Source organism: Micromonospora sp. NPDC048040 (genome assembly GCF_055587185.1).
Map to the genome: position 1 here is coordinate 405,038 of NZ_JBVJGT010000002.1, position 20,256 is coordinate 425,293.

A 20,256-nucleotide genomic window follows, 5' to 3' on the forward strand; every position below is an offset into this window, starting at 1 on the left:
ACGACGATGTGCCATTTCCGTGACGCCTAGCGGGCTTCACGGCGATCTCGGTGTCCATCGCACCTGCCCTGCGGGTGGCTTCTGTCGGGCATCCCTGCCACCGGTCCGGTGACGACGGGGGTCCGCACAGGCGTCCGCCGCACGGCACCGGTTGCTTGCTCGTAATCGACGCAGGAGGTTTGCGGTTCCGTGGAACAGGTAGGTCTCACCGGTACGCCCACGTCTCCCCCGGTGCCGGAGCGTCTTCCGGACGCGGAGGCGCGCGTCGCGGTCGGCTCGCTGGTCGTCGATGCCGTGCGGGGGCCGTGGGACGAGGGCGGCGTCAGGCGCACGCGACGCCTGCACCACGTGTTCGAGTCCGCGTGCGACCGGAACCCGTCGGCCATCGCGCTCGAGTGCGGCGGTGCGCGGTTGACCTACCGCGAGCTGGACGAACGCGCCAACCGGTTGGCCCACCACCTGCGCGCGCTGGGTGTCGGCGACGGCTCGCGGGTGGCCATCCTGCTGCGGCGCTCCGTCGAGACGTACGTGGCGTTGCTGGGCGTGGGGAAGGCCGGCGCGGCATTCGTGCCGATCGACCCCGAGTCCCCGGCCGACCGGGTCGCCTACATCGCCGAGGATTCCGCCGTCGACCTGGTGTTGACGTCCTCGGCGCTCGCCGACCGGGTGGGCGACCGGCCGGCCCTCGTCGTCGACGAGTGCGCCGCCGAACTCGCCGCCGCGCCCGGCGACCGGCCGGAACTCGGCGGCGACGGCAGCCAGGACCCCGGCGCCTACGTGATCTACACCTCCGGGTCGAGCGGTCGACCCAAGGGCGTCGACGTCGCGCAGTCGAGCATCTGCAACTTCCTGGACGTGGTGCCCGGCGTGTACGACGTGCGCCCGACGGACCGGGTCTACCAGGGCATGACGATCGCGTTCGACTTCGCGATCGAGGAGATCTGGCCGACGTGGTCGGTCGGCGCCACCCTGGTGGCCGGTCCGAACGACTCGCGCCGCCTCGGCGCGGAGCTGGCGGACTTCCTGGACGAGGCACGCATCACCGTCCTCTACTGCGTGCCCACCCTGCTGGCCACCGTTCCGCGCGACCTGCCCCGGATCCGCAACCTGCTCGTCGGCGGGGAGGCCTGCCCGGGGCAGCTGGTCGAGCGGTGGAGCCGGCCCGGCCGGCGAATCCTCAACACCTACGGGCCGACCGAGGCCACGGTCACCGCGACCTGGGGCGAACTGCTCCCCGGGCGGCCGGTCACCATCGGGCGGCCCCTGCCGACCTACTCCGTGGTGCTGCTGGACGAGCAGCGGCAGCCGGTCGCCGACGGCGAGGTGGGTGAGATCTGCATCGGCGGCCCGGGGGTGGCGCGCGGGTACGTGGGGCGCCCGGACCTGACCGCCGACCGGTTCATCGCGCACGCCCTGGCGCCGCCCGACGGTCGGCTGTACCGCACCGGGGACCTCGGTCGGATCACCGCGGACGGCGAGATCGAGTACCTGGGCCGGGCGGACTCCGAGGTCAAGATCCGTGGCCATCGGGTGGACCTCGGTGAGATCGAGAGCGTGCTGCTGGAGGACCCGGGGGTGGCCGAGGCCGTGGCGGCGCTGGTCCCGGTCGCCGACGCCCCGGACGCCCCCCACGAGCTGGCCGCCTACCTCGTCGCGCACGACAGCGACGAGGACGGGCGCGAGGAACTGGTCGCCCGGCTGTGCCAGACCCTGCAGACCCGGCTGCCCGGTTACATGGTGCCCTCCTTCCTGGACGTCGTCACCGCACTGCCGACCATGCCCAGCGGCAAGGTCGACCGGAAACGGCTGCCCCCGCCGAACCGCCGGCTCACCCTCGCCACCGGCCCCGTCGTGGCCGCCGAGGGCGAGCTGGAGGAGCAGGTACGCGCGGCGTGGGCGGAGGCGTTCGGCGTCGAGTCCGAGGCGCTGTCGGTCGAGGCGGACTTCTTCGCCGACCTCGGGGGGCACTCGTTGCTCGCGGCGCGGGTGGTGTCGCTGCTGCGCGCCCGCAAGGTCGGCGTGAGCCCGGCGGTCCGCGACCTGTACGCCCACCCGACCGTACGGGGCATGGCGGCTCATCTCGGCGCCGCCGACCGGACCGTCGCGCCCAGCGCTCCGCCCCGTACCGCCCCGGTGCGGCACAGCAGCCGGCGGATCGCGTTGGCCGGGTCCGGCCAGGCGGCGGTGATCTACCTGCTGCTGCTGGCGGTCACGCTCCCCGTCTCCTACGTCTACACCCGCAACGACGGTTTCGTGTCCGTCCGCGTCCTCGTGGAGCTGATGGTCGCGATCCTGCTCAGCTACCTCGGCGTGCGGTGGCTGCTGCCGGTGCTGCTGGCCCGGCCGTTGGCCGCGGGCATCCGGCCCGGCCGGTACCGCCTGTGGGGCCCCACCTACGTCCGGCTCTGGGCGTTGAACACGCTGCTGGCGGTCGGGCCGCTGCCCGTGCTCAGCGGTTCTCCGCTGATGGCGACCTACCTGCGGCTGCTCGGTGCCCGGATCGGCCGCCGGACCATGATCGCGACCGCCGCGATCAGCCTGCCGACCCTGATCTCCGTCGGGCGGGACGCCTCGGTCGGCTACGGAGTCTCGCTGCGGCCGTGGCGGGCGGAGGACGGCTGGGTCGTCGTCGGGCCGGTCACGATCGGGGCGGACGCCTTCGTCGGCGCGAACGCGGTCCTCGAGCCCGGCGCCTCGGTCGGGGCGAACGCCGGCCTCGGCGAACAGTCCGTCCTCGTGCACGGCGAGACGGTGCCGCCCGGGGAGCGTTGGGCGGGCTCGCCGCCGGCACCGACCCCCCGGCTGTCTCCCACCGCGGAATCGCTGCTCAGCTACCGCCGCCTGCGGCGTGGCTGGCGCGTGCACCACATCGCCGCCGCGCTGGTCGGCCTGGTCGGGCTGGAACTCATGGCGATCGCGATGGTCCTGCCCAGCGTGGCGCTGGTGTGGTGGGTGCTGCTGAACCGTGGTCTGCTCGCCGGCCTGGTCGCGACCCTACCGGCCGGGATCGTCTACGTGCTCACCGTCTGCGCGTTGGTCGCCGCCGGCAAGCGGCTCGTGCTACCGCGGGCGCCGGTCGGCATCCACCATCGCGTCCACTCGATGCTCGGCGTGCGCAAGTGGATCACCGACAAGCTGCTCGAGTCCAGCCTCATGTTCACCAACTCGCTCTACGCGACCCTCTACACCGGGCCCTGGCTGCGGCTGCTCGGTGCCCGGGTCGGCCGCGGCGCCGAGGTCTCCACCGCCGCGCACCTGGACCCGGACCTGCTCGCCCTGGGATCGGAGAGCTTCGTCGCCGACATGGCCAGCCTCGGCGCCGCGACGTTCGCCAACGGCCGGATGGCGTTCCTGCCCACCACGGTCGGTGACCGAGCCTTCGTCGGCAACGCCGCGTTCGTACCGGCCGGCACGGTGCTGGGCGAGGGGTCCCTGATCGGCGTCGGCACGCTCCCGCCCGACGACGGCGTCCCGCAGGGCACGTCCTGGTTGGGTTCACCGGCGATGCACCTGCCGGCGCGCCAGAGCAGCGGCTCCTTCTCCGAGGAGGTGACGTACCGCCCGCCGCGCCCCGTGGTGGCCCGCCGGCTGTTCGTCGAGTTCTTCCGCGCGACCCTGCCCGCATCGGTGCTCGGCGCCAGCTTCTACCTCTACCTCCTGGCGCTGTCCCAACTCGCCAACGGTCGGGACCTGCTCGTGCCGGCGCTGGTGTCGCCCTTCGTCGCGATGACGTCGAGCGTCGCCGTGATCGCCTTCTGCGCGGCGACCAAGCGCAACGTCGTCGGCACCTACCGGCCCCGGGTGGAACCGCTGTGGAGCGGCTTCGTCCGGCGCACCGAGTTCGTCACCGGCCTCTACGAGGCCGCGGCGGTCCCCGCCGGCATCGGGCTCCTGGTCGGCACGCCGTTCCTGCCGCCGCTGCTGCGCTGGTTCGGGGTCCGCGTCGGCAGACGCACCTGGATCGGCACGACGTACCTCACCGAGTTCGACCTCGTCGAGATCGGCGACGACGCGACCGTGGGCACCGAGGTGTCGCTGCAGACCCACCTGTTCGAGGACCGGGTGATGAAGATGTCCGTCGTCACGGTCGGCGCCGGCGCCACGATCGGCACCCGCGCCATCGTGCTCTACGACGCGGTCGTCGGCGACGACGTCATGTTGGGCTCGCTCTCGCTGCTGATGAAGGGCGAACACCTGGTTCCCGGGACCCGATGGCGCGGGATCCCCGCCCAGGGCGTACTCACCCACGACACCACCGGCCAACGGGCGGCCTGATGCCGCGCGGTACGGCCGCGGCTCGCACCGCGCCGCAGCCCGCTCCCGTCCACCATCCACTCACCGAAAGGGAAGAACGCTCGATGAACAAGGCACTGCTGGTTTCCGACGCGGTCCACTTCCGCGTCGACTACGAGATCAACCCGTACATGCACACCGCGATCCAGCCCGACCACGCGGTGGCGATCCTCGAACACGAGCGCATCGTCGCCGCGCACCGGGCGGCGGGGCGCCGCATCGAGTACGTGACGTCGGCGCCGGAGTGCCCGGACATGGTCTTCACCGCCAACGCCGCCCTGGTGCGGGGCCGTCGGGCCGTGCTGGGCGCACCACCACCGGAGCGCAAGGCGGAGCTGCCGTACTTCCAGGAGTGGCTGATCGACCACGACTTCGAGGTCCTGGAGGCGCCGTACCCGTTCAGCGGGCAGGGCGACGCCCTGGCCTGCGGCGACCTGCTGCTCGCCGGCTACGGCCAGCGGACCGACCGGCGGATGCATGCCGTGCTCGCGGGGGAGCTGGGCTACGAGATCGTGCCGCTGCGAACGGTGAGCCACCAGTGGTACGACCTCGACCTGGCGGTCGGGGTCGTCGAGCCGGGGCGAACGCTCGCCTACTGCCCGGAGGCCCTCGACGAGCCGAGCCGCCACCGGCTGCGCGGCCTCGGCATGGACCTGATCGAGGTCTGCGTCGAGGAGGCGACGCGCTTCGCGCTCAACCTGATCAGTGACGGCACCACCGTGACCATGACCAGGGGGGCGCCGCGGCTGGCGACCGCGCTGCGTGAGCGCGGCCTGCGGGTCGTCGAACTCGACACGACCGAGCTAGCCAAGGGCGGAGGCGGGGTCCGCTGCACCGCGCTGACCCTCGACAACCCGCTGCCGACGAGGCCGTGATGGCGATGGGGAACGTCGGTCGGCTGCTCGCCGCCGGCGGGCGGGCACTCGCCGGTCGTGGCCTGACGGTCCGCTCGCCACTGTCCGGGTCGCCGGAGCCGCCGGTGGCGCTGGTGTACCGGGGGCCGGCGACGCTGCCCGGCTGCCCGGAGGCGGTGGCGGCGCTGCTCAAGTCCAGCCGTTGGGGCTTCGACGTCCGGTACGTCGGCCCGGACGCGGACGACCTGCCGCTGACCCGGCGGGCCCTGGCCGGGGCGACGCTCTACGCCCAGCCCGGTGGCGGCACCCTCAAACGCGGCTACCGCCACCTGAAGCACCACCGCGACCAGATCAGGCAGTTCGTCCACTCCGGCGGGAGGTACCTCGGCATCTGCCTCGGCGGATACCTCGCGGGGGCCACGCCCGGCTTCGGCCTCCTGCCCGGGGACACCGACCAGTACATCGCCTCGTCCGCCGCCACGGTCGACTCGGAGCGGAACACCGTCGTCCAGGTCTCCTGGCGCGGCCGGCGGCGGACGCTCTTCTTCCAGGACGGCCCGTACTTCTGGCTGCGCCCGAAGGCCGAGGCCGACGTCCTCGCGACCTACCCGAACGGCACCGTCGCCGCGATGGTCGCCCCCTTCGGCGCGGGCCGGGTCGCAGTCGTCGGCCCCCACCCCGAAGCCACCGACGACTGGTACGTCGACGCCGGGTTGCCGATCGCCGACCGGCTCGGCACGGATCTCGGCTGCGACCTGATCGACACCGTGATGAGGCCATGACACCGACCGTTTACCTCAGCCGCGCCGCCCTGGACCGGGCCGCCGACGCTCCGCCCGCGACGTCCGGGCGCTCGCGACTGCTCGGCGTGGACGCCGCGCGTGGCGTCGCGCTGTTCGGGATGATCGCCGTGCATTCGCTGTACCAGTCCGACGCCCTGGGCCGACCGACCTGGTCGTTCACCATCTTCGGCGGTCGGGCGGCCGCCCTGTTCGCGGTGCTGGCCGGGGTCGGCATCGCGTTCATGACCGGTCGACGGCGGGTCCGCCTGACCGCCGGCGGAGGTCCGGTGGCGGCGCTCGTCGTCCGGGCCCCGGCCATCGGCGCGATCGGCTTGGCACTGGGCTACGCCGACGCGTCCCTGGCGTCGGTGATCCTGCCGTACTACGCGGTGATGTTCGTGCTGGCCATCCCGCTGGTGTTCCTGCCGACCTGGTTGGTGGCGTTCACCGGCCTGGCCGTGGCCGCCGGCAGTCCCGTGCTCCGCCAACTCCTGCTGCCGCAGCTGCCGGAGCCGACCTACGACAACCCGGGGTTCGCGCATCTCGTCGACGCTCCCGGCGCGCTGCTCACCGAGCTGTCGATGACGGGGGAGTTCCCCGCGGTGACGTGGTTGGCGTACCTCTGCGCCGGGCTGGTGGTCGGGCGGTTGACCCTCACCCGGATGTCGGTGATCCTCGGCCTGCTCTACACCGGGGTCGCGCTCGCCTCGGCGGCGCCGGTGGTGTCGTGGGTCCTGCTGAACCGGTACGAGGGCCTGCAGCAGATCTGGTTGACGCAGCCGAAGAGCGGGTTGACCGTGGCCGAGACGAGCGGGCTCCTCGCGCTCGGCGGGGACGGCAGCACGCCGACCTCGACGTGGTGGTGGCTCGCGGTCGACGCGCCGCACACCAGCACCCCGCTCGATCTGCTCGGCACGATCGGGAGCGCGATCGCCGTGCTCGCCGCCATGCTGCTCCTCGGCCACGTCGCGCGGCGGGCGACCTCCGTGCTGCTGGTGCCCCTCGCCGCGGCCGGCAGCATGACGCTGACGCTCTACACCGCGCACATCGTGTTCATCAATTCCGACCTCGACACCCTCGAGCCCACGGCCGGATACGTCGCGCAGGTCGTGGCCATCGCGCTGATCGCGACCGCCTGGTGGGCAACCGCGGGCCGCGGCCCGCTGGAAGGGCTCGTGACGCTGCTCTCGCGCGGCGTGGGTCGACTGGTCACCCGGCCGGGCCGAGCATCGCGGGGCCGGGGCGGCATGTCGATGTACGCACCGCCTTCCGCCGACCGGCACGCGACCGCCTGGCGGCGCGGCTGAACGGCAGGGGTGCGACATGGGACGGACCATCTCGGGCCTGCTGCGGGAAGAGACCGGGCGGATCAGCCGGCGACGCCTCGTCGTCGGTGCCGGCGCCGCCGGCACCCTGGCCGCCCTCGCGTGGGCCGGCGTGTCGGCGGTCACCGGGAACGGCGACCGGCCGCTGGCACTGGTCTACCGGGGGCCGGCCGCCTGTTCCGGCTGCGCCGAGGCCGTGGCCGCCCTCCTGCGCAGCGCACCGGTCGGGTTCCGCACCGAATACTGCGGCCCGGGCGAGCAGCGGCAGATCTCGCGGAGCACGCTGACCGACGCGGCGGTCTACGCCCAACCCGGCGGCGGCAACGTCGGCCCGGCCTGGCGCAGGCTGCGTGACCACGCCGAGGACGTGCGTGGCTTCGTCCGCGACGGCGGCCACTACCTCGGTTTCTGCCTGGGGGCGTACCTCGCCGCCGCCCGGCCCGGCTTCGGGCTGCTCGACGGGAAGGTCGACCAGTACATCAGGACGGCCGGGGCGAGCGTCGACAGCGTCGACGACGCGGTGATCCCCGTTCGGTGGCGCGGCAGGGCCCGGCACATGTTCTTCCAGGACGGGCCGACGCTCGAGCTGCGACCCGGGGCGCCGGGCATGGTGCTCGCCACCTACGACACCGGCGCACCCGCCGCCGTCGTCACCGCCTTCGGCGCCGGGCGGGTCGGACTCGTGGGACCGCACCCCGAAGCCGACCGGTCGTGGTACGCCGACGCCGAGCTGACCAACCCGGACGGCATCCGCCTCGACCTGGGCCACGACCTGGTGCGGAGCACGGTGGACGGGTGGGCCCCGACGTCCGCCGGGAGCTGATCGGCCCGCGCCGTCACTCGCGCCGGTGCTGCCGGGGCAGCCAGCCCATGAACCGGTCCTGGAGGGTGGTCCCGGGCGCCGGCGTCAGGTCCTGGGCGGCGGCCGCGAGGCAGGAGCCCAGGTAGACGCTGAGCATGGCGCGGTCGACCCGGTACTCCTCCAGCAACCGGGCGCGCTTGGTGGCGCACGGCCAGTCGGCGCCGCAGGTGCCGCAGGTCCAGCCCGGCGTCACCGGGGCGTGATCGTCCATGGGGGACGTTGAGCCTTCCACACCACCGGTCATCGCACTCCCTCTCCGGTTCACGTGGCGGCCCGCCCCCCGGCGGACCAGAGTCGACAATGGATGAGAGCCGTCCCCCCTGCGACGCCCCATTCAGCGCCACGGAACGCTACGGCGTTACGCGGTTGCGGTACGTTCACCAACCATGGCCATCGCGACGCTGACCGTGGACCAGGTGCTGGCCTGGCGGGCCGGCCGGCACCTGCTGCACCGACCGACGGGCGTGGACCCCGTCGACGTGGTCGGCCGGCTCGTCGGCGTGCAGGCGCAGGTCGCCTCCGCCGCCGAGCAGGCCGTCGCCGCCCGACAGGCCGATCCCCGGCCCGGGGCGGTCGCGGCCGCGCTCGCGGGGCGTCGGCTGCTGCGCACCTGGGCGATGCGCGGCACCCTGCACGTGCTGCGCGTCGAGGACGCGCCCGCCTGCCTGTCCCTGCTGGCCGCCGGCCGGTTCTGGGAGAAGGGCTCGTGGCAGCGCACCTTCGTGACCGTGGACCGGCTCGCGGCGATCGCCGAGTCGGCCGCCGCCGCGCTGGACGGCCGGACGCTGACCCGGGAGCAGCTCACCGCCGAGATCGTGGAACGCACCGGCGACCGGACGGTCGCCGCGCACCTCGGCTCCGGGTGGGGGGCCTTGCTCAAGCCGCTGGCCTGGCAGGGCCTGCTGGTGCAGGGGCCGACCGAGGGAAACCGGGTCACCTTCACCCGGCCGGAGACGCTGCTGCCCGACTGGCCCGGCCTGCCCGACCCTGAGGAGGCCGCGTCCCGGGTGGTGCCGGCCTGGCTGGGCGCGTACGGGCCGGCGAGCGCGGAGACCTTCGACCAGTGGCTGAGCCGGGGCGGCTCGAAGCGGGCCGCGCTGCGCGGCTGGTTCGCCCGGCTCGTCGACGCGGGCGTACTGGTGCCGGTGACCGTCGACGAGCGGCCGGCGTACGCCCGGGCAGTCGACGTGGACGAGATCGCCGCCGCCCGCCCCGACGACGCCGTACGCCTGCTGCCCGCCTTCGACCAGTGGGTGCTCGGGCCGGGCACGAAGGACACCACGATCGTCCCGGCCGACCGACGCGCCTCCGTCAGCCGGGCCGCCGGCTGGATCTCGCCGGTGGTGGTGCACCGGGGGCGGGTGGTGGGCACCTGGGAGGCCCGCGACGGCGAGCCGGTGGTGGACCTGTGGCCGGAGTCGCCGCCGGTGCCGGCCGGCGGGCTCGACGCCGAGCGGGCGCGCGTGGGGGCGTACCTCTCGGGGAGCGGCGATGCGTGACCTGCTGCCGCCGTCGGTGGCGGTGGCGGTGGCCGGGCCGGCGGACTGGACGGGCGAGTTGCTGCCGGCCGAGCGGGCGTGCCTCAGCGAGCGGGCGGTGGAGAGCCGCCGCCGCGACTTCACCGCCGGGCGGGTGTGCGCCCGCCGCGCGATGGCGGCGCTCGGCGTGTCCCCGGCCCCGGTGCCGGCGGCGGCCGACCGCTCGCCGGTCTGGCCGGCGGGCGTGGTCGGTGCCATCACCCACACCCGGGACTACTGCGCGGCCGTCGCCGCCCGCGGCATCGAGGTCCGGTCGGTCGGCATCGACGCCGAGCGGCACAAGGAGCTCAACCCGGGCGTACGCCGGCTGATCTGCCTGCCCGAGGAGGAGGACCGGTTCGCCCGCCTGCCGGCGGGGACCTCCTGGCCGGCGGTGGTGTTCAGCGCCAAGGAGACGATCTACAAGGTGTGGCATCCGGTCGTCGGCACCTGGCTGGACTTCCACGACGCCCTGGTGGAACTCGACCCGGACGCCGGCACGTTCACCGCCCGCATCACGCCGGCCCGGATCGACGCCGCCCCGGTGGCCGACCCGCCGACCCTGGTCACCGGCCGGTTCAGCGTCGACGACGCCCTGGTGCGCACCGCCGCCGTGCTGCTCCCCCGCTGACCCGCCACGGGAGCCATGGCCCCTTCGACCCGGCACGGGACCCGTTCAGAGGACGACGCCGGGCCGCCGGAGACGCGAAGATGTTCCGTTGTCCGCGCACGGTAGCGTCAGCCGCGTTTGCCGTCGTCGTCAGGTGCCTAGGAGTACGGTGAGTCACCCCCAGCCCCCATACGGGCCGCAGGATCCCTACCAGCCGAGCCCGGAGCAGCAGCCGTACCCGCCGGCACCGCAGTTCCCCGCCAACCAGGGCGGTTACCCGCCCCAGCCGCCGGTCTCCGGCGGCCCCCAGCCCGCGGGCGACCCGTGGGCCCCGCTCCCGCCCGTGCCGCAGCAGCCGGCCAACGACCCGTGGGCCGCGCCCCAGCCGCCGGTCTCCGGCGCCCCGCAGCCGCCGGTGTCGGGCGTGCCCGGCGAGCCGTGGGCGCAGCCGCCCGTCTCCGGCGCGCCGCAGCCGCCGGTGTCCGGGACGCCGGGCGAGCCGTGGGCCCCACCGCACCAGCCGACGTCCGGGATGCCGCAGCCGCCGATCTCCGGCACGCCGTACCCGCAGGTGACGTCCGGCGCGCCCGGCTACCCGCTCGGCCCGCCGCAGCCGGTCGCGCCGCCGAACAACAAGAAGAAGACCGTCCTGATCATCGCGATCGTGGCGGTCGTGCTGACCCTGCTCTGCTGCGTCGGCGGCATCGCGGCGGTCGTCGCCGGCGCCGACAAGGCGAAGGACGACCTGGAGAAGGCCCTGCCCACCCCGGCGACCACCAACGCCGCGCCGGGCGGGGCGCCCGCCACCAGCGCCGCCCCGGGCAAGGACGACGAGACCTACAACATGAAGCCCGGCGACACGCTGGTCCTCTCCGACGACGAGGGGACCCTCGAGGTCACGGTCACCCGGTTCACCACCTCCACCAAGGGCTGCCGGGAGTACGCTCCGGACCCGGACAAGGGTATGTACCTGATCGCCCACGTCACCGCCACGGTGACCAAGGGCAAGGGCTCGATCAACCCGTTCTACTTCGAGTGGGTGGCCTCGGACGGCACCACGACCAACGGCCTGGCGAGCGCGCTCTCCGGCTGCGGCGACACGCTGAGCTCCGGCAACAACCTGCGCGAGGGCAGCAAGCGCACGGGCACCGTGGTGTTCGACGTCCGCGACAAGAACGGTGCACTGGAGTACAAGCACAGGTTCGAGAGCGCCGGCTCCTGGAAGCCGTAGTCCGCACCCGCTGACGGGAGGCCGGTCCCCTCGGGGGCCGGCCTCCCGCGCTGTCCGGAGCCGTTCCCCGCCGGCGTGCCCGGTGCGCGGTCAGCGGCCCTGCTCCAGCAGGTCGGCGACCGTGATCAGCGGAGTCACCAGGGACGGCACCAGGGCCGGGTCGTTCAGCCGGCCGCGCCGGTAGGTGATCAGCTCCGCGCCGCGCACGCTCCAGGCCGGCACCGCCCCCGCCAGGTGCGCGCCGATCAGGGTCGGCCCGACCAGGGCCTGCTGACCCGGGGCCGCCGCGCCCACCCGCCACTGCCGGTCGAACTCCTCGTGCCCCGTGGCGTAGCTGTCGCTGCCGAACAGCGCGCGTCCCAGCTTCGAGAACACGTGGCGCGGCGCGACCGCCAGCGGCGGGAACTGCCGCCGCAGCCACACCGAACAGACGACGTACGTGTGGGTCTGCGAGTTGGTCGTCTGGTTGCCGTCCGCCCCGGTCGAGGTGTGCGTCTCCGTGTACGCGTACTCGGCCACCCCCACCGGGCGACCGTGCAGCATCCCGGCCAGCGCGAACCGCACGCCCCGGCGGCTGCGGCCCGGCACCCGGTCGGTCCAGGCGACCTGCGGTCTCTCGGCGTACGTCCAGCCGTACCGGGCGGCCCACTGCCGCCACCGGTCCCGCCGTTCCCGCTCCTGACGGTGGGTCGTCACGACCAGCGCGGTGAGCCCGACCCCGAGGAGGACGGCGAACGCCCCGCAGCCGGCGAACAGGAAAACGCTCATCAATCGATCCACGGGCGGCAGCGTAGTGACCGCCCGCACGAGCGCCGGCCGTCGGGACGCCGGGCGGGGTTCGTCTCGACGCGATGCCTCGCCTTCGTCACCCGTAGTCGCGGCGACCCCTGATCCCACCCCTGTCGTCCACCCGGTTCGTTGAACCACCCCCCGGCGTGCTGTTCAGTTCCCACCGGTGCGGTCGACGATGACGGTGCTGAATCTCTGCTGGCACACCGAAGAGGAATCCACAGTGAACAGAGGGAAGACGGTCCTGCGCCGGATCGGCGCGACCGTGAGCGCGATGCTGCTGGTCGCCGGGGCCGTGGTCGTCGGGGCCACCCCGGCCTCGGCCGCGAACTACTACTACGAGCTGCCGTACCCGGCCGGCGAGTCCTACCGGGTCACCCAGGGGCCGGAGGGCACGTACTCGCACGTCGGCGCGTACAACGAGTACGCCTGGGACTTCGGGCTGCCGGCGAACTACGAGGTCTCCGCCTCCCAGGCGGGCACCATCATCATGTCGAACTGGTCGCCGTACTGGCAGAACGGCATCGAGGTGATCATCCGGCACTCGAACGGCCAGTGCACCCACTACGCGCACCTGAACCGGGCGATCTACAACGCCGGCACCTGGGTCCCGCAGGGCCGGGTCATCGGCTGGTCGGGCAGCACCGGCGCGTCCACCGCGCCGCACCTGCACTTCCAGGTCATCAACTGCAGCACCCGCGTGGGCATCCCCGCCACGCTCCAGGGCTGGACGCCGTGGACCGGCACCTGGCCGGTCAGCGTCAACTACTACGCCTGACCGACGACGCCCTCCCACGTGTCCTGCTCGCCCGATGACAGCGAGCAGGACACGTGGGATTCGGTGGCTTCACCGGACGACATGGACCATCACACGGCGCGCCGGCCGGCCGCCGTCCCGGGCGACCGGTCCACGGGCGCGGCGTCGGTCCCGGCGTCGCCGGGGTCGTCTCCCCCGGCGAGGATCGTGGTCACCGCCGCACCGCGGTCGAGCATGGCCTTGCGGCTCACCGCGGCCACCAGGACGGCCGCCGCGACGAACAGCCACATGTCCCACGGCTGGGCGTCGGGCCAGACCGGGTTGTTCATCTGCGCGTGGAACAGGAACGGCACAAGCAGGCTCCCCCGTGCGGCGTTGAACATCGGCGTGAGGATGACGCTGATCGCCACGACCCCGAAGAAGAACGGCCAGAACGCCCACGCGGACTGCTTCGTCCCGCTCACCAGGAACGACGGCGTGTGCCAGACCGCCACCACCAGGCCGAGCAGAAGCCCGGCCCACAGCGGCGAGAACCGCCGCTGGAGCAGCGGCAGCGCCACGCCCCGCCAGCCGAGTTCCTCGATGGGGCCGATGAGGAACATCGCCAGCAGGGCCGGCAGCACGGCGTGCCACGGCGAGAAGGGAAACGGGTCGGTGAGGTTGCCCTTGACCGCGGCTCCGGCATAGAACACCGCGGGCATGCCGACGATCAGCACCAGCCACCACGACCGCGACATCCGCCACAACGCGAAGCGACGGAAGAAGGCGCCCAGGCCCGACATGCCGTAGTGGCGCCACACCATCAACACGCCCACGATGCCGGGTGCGTAGACCATGGAAATGAAGACCGGGTTGGTGTAGCCCATGGGCCCGAAGATGGCCTCGACCTTCGCCTGGAGCAGCACGTACAGCATGCCCGCACCCCAGGACAGGCCGAAAGTGGCGAGGAAGAAGGTGCGCAGCGACCGGAAGGTCAGGCCTGCCGCCCTCAACTCGGTGGTGTTGCGACTGCTTATGGGTGTTCGGGCGGTCACGGTAGCCCCTCTATGACGAATCGGACGCAGACGACCTGCCAGCCGTCTGGATCCAGCATTCCGACGCGGGCGGCGCGGGGGCATCGGGACCAACCCTGGTCGATCCCTGACCAGCCCCTGGTTCCGGCCGGGCATGGATTCGCGCGACGACCTGCGCGAACGCGGACCCCGTCCACGGAGGCGCCGGCGTCGGAAAAAGGCCCGTTCCGGCCGAAGGCACTCAGCCGGCGCTCAACCGCCTCGGTGACCGGCCCCAGCCGCTGATCGGGGTTTTCACCGAGGGGCGGGCGGGGACGCAGGTCGGGAGGCGCGGACAGCACCCTGGTCCGCCGAAGCGACAGGGAGGCGACATGAGCCTGGAGAGGGCGAAGGACAAGGTCGAGCGGGTCGCCGGCGCCGCCAGGGCGCGGATGGGCGACATGGCACAGGGCGAGCGGGCGCAGGCGGAGCGGGTGGCGAAGCGGGACGAGATACGGGGCAACCAGCCCGGCGAGCACGTTCAGGAGGACGCTCGGGACGCGCGGGACAACTTCACCACCTGACCCGGCACGTCGCCACGCCCCCGGCCGCGCGCCGGGGGCGGTGCTCCATGTCGGGGGCTAGCCGGAGAAGTCGCGTCGTGGGTCGAAGAGCCCGATGGGGTGTGCGGTCGCGCCGCTCGTCGCCAGGTCGGCGAGGATCTCCCCGACCACCGGGACGAACTTGAAGCCGTGCCCGGAGAACCCGCACGCGACGGTGACCTGCGGGTGCCGCGGGTGCGTCGCGATCACGAAGTGCTGGTCCGGCGTGTTGGTGTACATGCAGGTCGCGGCCCGCAGGAACCGGCCCGGAAGGGTCGGCAGGACCCCGGCGAGATGCTGCCGCATGTCCTGCACCTCCTCCGGGTGCACCTGCCGGTCGATGGTGTCCGGCGTGCAGAGCGCACCGCCACGGAAGAAGGCCACCTTGGCACCGCCGTCGGGCCCGTCGATGGCCGGGAAGCCGTACACCTGCGTGCCGGCGGCGTCCTCGTGGATGTAGATGGGATGCCGCCCGGGCTCGAAGGGGCCGACCCCGGTCTCCGGCTGGAACCAGTACATGATCTGCCGCTCGACCGTCAACGGCACGCCGAGGTCGGCGAGGAGTTCGGGCGCCCAGGCACCCGGGCAGACGACGAGCCGGCCGGCGGTGTAGGAACCCTTCTCGGTCGTCACGCGTACGCCGCCCTCGGGCAGCGCCTCCCAGCGCGCCACCGGCTCGCCGTAGCGCAGGTCGGCGCCGTGCCCGGCGGCGAGGTCGAGGTGAGCGGCGACGGTCGCCTCGGGGCGTACGAAGCCCGCCTTGGCCTCGAAGAGCGCCAACTCGTCGTCACGTGGACTGAACGTCGGAAAGCGGCGGCGCAGCTCACCCGCGTCGAGAATCTCGTGCGGCAGGTCCCACTCGCGCGACGCGCGCAGGCTGCCGGCGAAGGTGAGGCTCTCCGGTCGGCCGACGAACACCCCGCCGGTGAGCGAGATGATCTCCCGCCCGGCGTCGTGTTCCAGCCTCTCCCACAGCTCGTACGCCCGGAGCAGGAGCGGCACGTAGGCCGGGTCCTCGAAGTACGACTGCCGGATGATGCGCGAGCCGCCGTGGCTGGAGCCCCGGTCGTGCGCCCGCCCGAACCTCTCCAGACCGAGCACGCGCTGCCCCCGCGCGGCCAGGTGGTAGGCGGCGCTGCTGCCCATCCCACCGAGCCCCACGACGATGACGTCGTAGACCGACATGTCCGCTCCCTCCCGCCTTCGGGCATCATCGGCAAACGGCGCAGATGAGCAGGGACTGATCTACCTCACGATGCATCCCACGCCGCTGCCGGATTAGCTCGCGGCCAGCCCCATCGACCCTGCGGTCGCCGACTGCCTGCACTTCGCTGCTGCACAAGATCCAAAAAGGCCGTCTCCCGCGATGGGGAAACGGCCTTCGAACTGGGTGGAGCTGAGGGGATTTGAACCCCTGACCCCCTCGATGCGAACGAGGTGCGCTACCGGTCTGCGCCACAGCCCCTCCGCCGGCGAACCGGCGTCGGTCCCACCCGGCTTTCACCGGGCGGGCCGGCGACAAGGCTAACAGGTCGACCGCCTCCGCCGCGAATCCACCCCCGGCGCGGCGGGATCTTGGCGAGAACCGGCCCACGGAGGACTGGATCGGCGACGCCGGAAGCGGACATCCCGGCCACCCGGAAACGGACATTCAGGCCGAGTGGGTGCCGCGGCCGGACTGGTACGGGCGCCCCCGCAGGCCGCCCGTACGCCGGTAGGACACGGAGCCGCCGTTGGCCGCCGCGGGCAGGTCGGCCGGCCGGTCCAGGCCCATCGCCGCGCGGCGTACCACCTCGCGCTGGGCCGCCAGCCGGCGCTGGGCCTCCCGGCGGGCCGCCGCCCGGCGGGCCTGCTCCCGCCGCACCTCGGCCTGCCGGGCGGCCAGCCAGGCCGCCTCCCGGGCCTGCGCCCGCCGCCGCCGGCGATCCGCCACCGCCCGCGCCCGCAGGTGTACGACGTACGCGACCAGCAGGGTGGCGGTGACCCCGAAGCTGATCCAGAAGCCGGGGCCGACCACGATCACGCCGATCAGCTCGACGAAGTTGAGCAGCAGCAGCGCGGCGAGCACCCGGCGCCGGCGGTAGACGGCGGGGGTGTGCTGCCGGCGGGGCGGCGGCCGGCGGCGGGTCTTCTTCTTCCCGGCGGGCGGCACGGCGCGCAGCCGGCTCGACCGGCGGGCGGCGGGCGGCGCGGAGACCGGGGCCGCGAGACCCCCCGCGTCCTTGCTCTCGCTCAGTGTGACGACGAGGGACCGGGGCGGGTGGACCGGCCGCCGCCCCGGGACAGTACGGCGCCGCCGGCGGCGCTGGAGCACCCGCGCCGTCGACTGCGCCCGCTCCGCCACCAGCCGCTCGGTGGCGTCGTACCGGCGGACCAGCGCCGGCGCGAGGGCGAGCAGGCCGGCGGCGGCGAGGACGGCGAGGAGCACCGAGGTCGGCACCCTCACCCCTCCCGTCACCGAATTCGGAGCAACCGCCGCCCGACCGCAGGATCTTCCACCGAGCGTGGTCGGGTGCGTGGATCGTACGGGTGGAGCAGCGCTTGCCACAGCTTGCAGTCACTTGAGGTTACGGGCCGCCGACGCGGATGGTGACGCGCCGCGCCGATCCCGTCCGTGGGACGACTCACCCCGCGATGGCGCGGATCCGGTGCCAGCGGCCCAGCAGGCCGCCCTCGGCGGCGACCTCCTCACTGGTCATCGCGTATCCGATGTGGTCCCGCCACGCACCGTCGATGTGCATGTAGCGCACGTGGTACGACTCCTCGCGGAAGCCCAGCTTCTCCACCACCCGGCGGGACGGCCGGTTCTCGGGGCGGATGTTCACCTCGACCCGGTGCAGCCCGCCCGGGCCGAAGGCATGGTCGACGGCGAGCGCCAACGCGGTCGGGATGATGCCGCGACCGGCCACCCGGGAGTCGACCCAGTAGCCGACGTACCCGGAGCAGAACGCCCGCCGGACGATGCTGCCCACGTTGAGGTGGCCGACCAGCCGCTCCCGGCCGTCCTCGCGCAGGCAGACCGCGAACGGCATCCCCTCGCCGCTGCGCGCCGACCGGCGCTGGTCGCGGTGCACCCAGCGGAACGCGGCCGGCGAGTTCAGCTCGTGCCAGCTTCCCGGAAGGGACGACTCCCACGGCGCGAGCCACTCCCGGTTGGCACGGCGCACCTCCGACCAGGCGGCGGCGTCCGCCCGCCGGTAGGGCCGCAGCACCACCGGGCCGTCGGCCAGCACCGCCGGCCACCCCGGCGCCCGCCCACCCCCGAACAGATTCACCGCGTCAGCTTCCGCTCACGACCGCGTCACCGCAAGCGCACTCCCGCCCGCACCGCACCGTCCGTCCAGCCGCGCCCGGGAGGCCACGCTCACCGGCGCCGGTCCAGCAGGAGGACGTCCACGGTGGACCCGGCCGCCGCGGTGGTCACCCGCTCGCCGAGCACCAACAGGCCGTTGGCCTCGGCCAGCCCGGAGAGGGTGTACGGCCCGCCGTTGAGCGGCTGGACCGTGTATCCGCCGCCGCGCCGCTCGGCGACGTGCGCGGGGCGGAACTCGCGCAGCCCGACCGGCGACGAGATCGTCTCCAGCAGGTGCGCGCGAACGCTGGGCCGGAACACCGGTTCCGCCCCGGCGAGCAGATTTATCGCCGGGCGGGCCAGCACCTCGAAGCCGATCAGGGCGGCGCCCGTGTCGCCGGGCAGGCACACGACCGGCACCTCCTCGGCGCCGACCGTGCCGAAGCCGAGGGAGGTGCCGGGATAGAGCGCCACCTCGGTGAAGGTGACCGGCCCGGCCCGGGCGCCCTCCCGGCGGGAGAGGATCCGCCGCACCATGTCACCCGGCCCGGTGCCGGTGCCCCCCGTGGTGATGATCAGGTCGGCGCGCAGCGTCTGGTCCTCCAGCAGCCCGCGCAGCCCCTCCGGGTCGTCGTCGCAGATGCCCACCCGGTACGCCAAGGCGCCCACCTCGGCCGCCGCCGCGGTGAGCGCGTGCGAGTTGGCGTCGACCGTCTGGCCGGGCTGGCTGCCCCGGCCCACGTCGACCAGCTCGTCGCCGGTGGCCACGATGACCACCCGGGGGCTGGGCCGGACCACCAGGTGCCCGATGCCGGTGGCGGCGAACACCGCGACCAGCGCCGGGGAGACATAGGTGCCGGCCCGGGCCAGCAGGGTCCCGGCGGGCAGCTCCTCGCCGGCCCGGCGCACCCCGTACCCGCGTTTGGGGACGCGGAAGATCTCCACCGCGGCCATGCCCTGGTCGGTCCACTCGACGGGGACCACCACGTCCGCGGCAAGCGGCAGCGGCGCGCCGGCGGCGACGGAGAAGCACGCGCCGGGGGTGAGCCGCACCGGGCGCCAGCTCGCCGCGCCGAGGTCGCCGACGACGTTGAGCCGGACGTTGCGCCCGCCCGGCCCGCCGGACTGGGTCGGGACGTAGCCCACGCCCCGGCCGCCTCCGGAGATGTCCTCCCAGCGGGCCGCGTACCCGTCCACGGCCGCCTGGTCGAAGGCCGGGAAGGAGTGCGGCGCGACGACGTCCTCGGCGAGGACGTTGCCGTGCGCCTGGGTGAGGTCGAGGTCGAGCGGAGGCAGCGCGCGTAACCTGCGCAGCACGCTGCCCAGGTAGTCGGCGAGCGGCGTCAACTCGTTCGCGGCCGCCTCGGCGTCGGCCGACGCTGTCATGTACCAGTCACGCCCGACACGTCGGAGTTGACGAACTCGGCCAGCCATTTGCGGAACTCGCCGCCGAGGTCGTCGCGCTCGGCGGCGATCTGCACCACGGTCTGGAGGTAGCCCAGCGGCATGCCGGTGTCGTAGCGGGTGCCCCGGTAGACGATCGCGTGCACCGGCGTGCCCTCGTTGCGCAGCAGCTCCATCGCGTCGGTCAACTGGATCTCCCCGCCGCTGCCCGGCTTCGTGCGCCGGATCGCGTCGAAGATGCTGGCGGGCAGCACGTAGCGGCCCAGCACCGCGAGGTTGCTCGGCGCGTCCTCCGGCTTCGGCTTCTCCACCATGCCGGTGACCCGGACGACCTCGCCGATGTCGGTCAGCTCCGCCTCCGCCGGCTCGACCGAGGCGATGCCGTAGCGCTTGGTCTCGGAGGGGTCGACCTCGAAGAAGGCCAGCACGACGCCGCCGGTGCGCGCCTGGAGCTCCAACATGGCCGGCAGCAGCGGCTCGGACCGCTTCACGAACTCGTCACCCAGCAGCACCGCGAAGGGCTGGTCGCCGACGTGCGACTCGGCGTACCCGACGGCGTGACCGAGGCCGAGCTGCTCGGGCTGCCGGCAGGTGTAGATCTCGGCCAGCTCGCTGGGGCGGCGCACGGCGGCCAGCCGCTCGGCGTCGCCCTTCTCCTCCAGCCGGGCCTCCAGGTCGGGGCGGCGGTCGAAGTGGTCCACCATCGACGTCTTGCCCCGCCCGGTGATCAGCAGGACGTCGCCGATGCCGGCCTGGGTGGCCTCCTCGACGATGTACTGCAGCACCGGCCGGTCGACCACCGGGAGCAGCTCCTTGGGCACCGCCTTCGTGGCCGGCAGGAACCGGGTGGCCAGTCCGGCGGCCGGGATGACTGCTTTGACCGCACGGGAGCGACCGGTTGCGGCGGTCGCCGTTGAGGGGTTCGCTGAGTGCTCCGACATGTCGC

At 73.6% G+C, this 20,256-nt stretch carries 18 protein-coding genes and 1 tRNA gene; 10 read left to right on the top strand and 9 right to left on the bottom strand.

The window, feature by feature from the left end; all coding sequences use genetic code 11:
* The first annotated feature begins 189 nt into the window (after positions 1-189).
* The 5 genes from ACZ6O2_RS04150 to ACZ6O2_RS04170 all read left to right on the top strand — a co-directional run bounded on the left by ACZ6O2_RS04150 (position 190) and on the right by ACZ6O2_RS04170 (position 8,077).
* Positions 190-4,275 carry a Pls/PosA family non-ribosomal peptide synthetase gene (locus ACZ6O2_RS04150; protein ID WP_466021939.1) on the top strand — a complete coding sequence of 1,362 codons (4,086 nt, stop codon included), beginning with the start codon at positions 190-192 and terminating at the stop codon, positions 4,273-4,275.
* 83 nt (positions 4,276-4,358) lie between these two features.
* A complete protein-coding gene (locus tag ACZ6O2_RS04155) occupies positions 4,359-5,168 on the top strand; it encodes a dimethylarginine dimethylaminohydrolase family protein (RefSeq protein ID WP_350701412.1) in 810 nt (269 codons plus the stop codon).
* A complete protein-coding gene (locus ACZ6O2_RS04160) occupies positions 5,168-5,929 on the top strand; it encodes a BPL-N domain-containing protein (RefSeq protein WP_466021940.1) in 762 nt (253 codons plus the stop codon). The genes ACZ6O2_RS04155 and ACZ6O2_RS04160 overlap by 1 nt, the downstream gene beginning before the upstream one ends.
* Positions 5,926-7,236 carry a heparan-alpha-glucosaminide N-acetyltransferase domain-containing protein gene (locus ACZ6O2_RS04165; RefSeq protein WP_466021941.1) on the top strand — a complete coding sequence of 437 codons (1,311 nt, stop codon included), beginning with the start codon at positions 5,926-5,928 and terminating at the stop codon, positions 7,234-7,236. The genes ACZ6O2_RS04160 and ACZ6O2_RS04165 overlap by 4 nt, the downstream gene beginning before the upstream one ends.
* A 16-nt stretch (positions 7,237-7,252) precedes the next feature.
* Positions 7,253-8,077 (top strand): BPL-N domain-containing protein, encoded by an 825-nt coding sequence (locus ACZ6O2_RS04170; protein ID WP_466021942.1) that lies wholly within the window; start codon positions 7,253-7,255, stop codon positions 8,075-8,077.
* A 13-nt stretch (positions 8,078-8,090) separates the two neighbouring features.
* Here ACZ6O2_RS04170 and ACZ6O2_RS04175 read toward each other — a convergent pair whose 3' ends face one another.
* Positions 8,091-8,327, bottom strand: coding sequence for a hypothetical protein (locus tag ACZ6O2_RS04175; RefSeq protein WP_466021943.1), 237 nt, complete (start codon positions 8,325-8,327; stop codon positions 8,091-8,093).
* 175 nt (positions 8,328-8,502) lie between these two features.
* Here ACZ6O2_RS04175 and ACZ6O2_RS04180 point away from each other — a divergent pair, with 175 nt between their 5' ends.
* From ACZ6O2_RS04180 to ACZ6O2_RS04190, 3 genes are all read left to right on the top strand, one after another.
* Positions 8,503-9,615, top strand: a complete 1,113-nt coding sequence (locus ACZ6O2_RS04180; protein ID WP_466021944.1) for a DNA glycosylase AlkZ-like family protein — start codon at positions 8,503-8,505, stop codon at positions 9,613-9,615.
* Positions 9,608-10,264 (top strand): 4'-phosphopantetheinyl transferase family protein, encoded by a 657-nt coding sequence (locus tag ACZ6O2_RS04185; protein ID WP_466021945.1) that lies wholly within the window; start codon positions 9,608-9,610, stop codon positions 10,262-10,264. Before ACZ6O2_RS04180 ends, ACZ6O2_RS04185 begins: the two co-directional genes overlap by 8 nt.
* Before the next feature lie 148 nt (positions 10,265-10,412).
* Positions 10,413-11,474, top strand: coding sequence for a DUF4352 domain-containing protein (locus ACZ6O2_RS04190; protein WP_350701425.1), 1,062 nt, complete (start codon positions 10,413-10,415; stop codon positions 11,472-11,474).
* A gap of 90 nt (positions 11,475-11,564) precedes the next feature.
* Here the strand turns inward: ACZ6O2_RS04190 and ACZ6O2_RS04195 are convergent, their stop codons facing one another.
* Complete coding sequence (locus tag ACZ6O2_RS04195) at positions 11,565-12,242, bottom strand: hypothetical protein (protein ID WP_350701426.1); 678 nt, start codon at positions 12,240-12,242, stop codon at positions 11,565-11,567.
* 244 nt (positions 12,243-12,486) lie between these two features.
* On the opposite strand from ACZ6O2_RS04195, the gene ACZ6O2_RS04200 reads away from it, so the two are divergent.
* On the top strand, positions 12,487-13,041 hold the full coding sequence (locus tag ACZ6O2_RS04200) for a M23 family metallopeptidase (RefSeq protein WP_350701427.1): 555 nt from the start codon (positions 12,487-12,489) through the stop codon (positions 13,039-13,041).
* A gap of 89 nt (positions 13,042-13,130) precedes the next feature.
* On the opposite strand, the gene ACZ6O2_RS04205 is transcribed toward ACZ6O2_RS04200, so the two are convergent.
* Positions 13,131-14,012, bottom strand: coding sequence for a CPBP family intramembrane glutamic endopeptidase (locus ACZ6O2_RS04205; RefSeq protein WP_466021946.1), 882 nt, complete (start codon positions 14,010-14,012; stop codon positions 13,131-13,133).
* 392 nt (positions 14,013-14,404) lie between these two features.
* Between ACZ6O2_RS04205 and ACZ6O2_RS04210 the strand changes: the two genes are divergently transcribed.
* Complete coding sequence (locus ACZ6O2_RS04210; protein ID WP_350701431.1) at positions 14,405-14,596, top strand: general stress protein CsbD; 192 nt, start codon at positions 14,405-14,407, stop codon at positions 14,594-14,596.
* Between the two features lie 57 nt (positions 14,597-14,653).
* Here the strand turns inward: ACZ6O2_RS04210 and solA are convergent, their stop codons facing one another.
* From solA to ACZ6O2_RS04240, 6 genes are all read right to left on the bottom strand, one after another.
* Positions 14,654-15,799 carry an N-methyl-L-tryptophan oxidase gene (gene solA, locus ACZ6O2_RS04215; protein WP_466021947.1) on the bottom strand — a complete coding sequence of 382 codons (1,146 nt, stop codon included), beginning with the start codon at positions 15,797-15,799 and terminating at the stop codon, positions 14,654-14,656.
* Between the two features lie 206 nt (positions 15,800-16,005).
* Positions 16,006-16,079: transfer RNA gene (locus ACZ6O2_RS04220), tRNA-Ala, on the bottom strand.
* A gap of 186 nt (positions 16,080-16,265) precedes the next feature.
* Positions 16,266-17,060, bottom strand: coding sequence for a divisome protein SepX/GlpR (gene sepX, locus ACZ6O2_RS04225; protein ID WP_466021948.1), 795 nt, complete (start codon positions 17,058-17,060; stop codon positions 16,266-16,268).
* A gap of 178 nt (positions 17,061-17,238) precedes the next feature.
* Positions 17,239-17,847, bottom strand: a complete 609-nt coding sequence (locus ACZ6O2_RS04230; protein WP_466021992.1) for a GNAT family N-acetyltransferase — start codon at positions 17,845-17,847, stop codon at positions 17,239-17,241.
* Between the two features lie 131 nt (positions 17,848-17,978).
* A complete protein-coding gene (locus ACZ6O2_RS04235; RefSeq protein ID WP_350701438.1) occupies positions 17,979-19,292 on the bottom strand; it encodes a molybdopterin molybdotransferase MoeA in 1,314 nt (437 codons plus the stop codon).
* Positions 19,289-20,251 (bottom strand): UTP--glucose-1-phosphate uridylyltransferase, encoded by a 963-nt coding sequence (locus ACZ6O2_RS04240; protein ID WP_466021949.1) that lies wholly within the window; start codon positions 20,249-20,251, stop codon positions 19,289-19,291. The genes ACZ6O2_RS04235 and ACZ6O2_RS04240 overlap by 4 nt, the downstream gene beginning before the upstream one ends.
* Positions 20,252-20,256 lie beyond the last annotated feature (5 nt).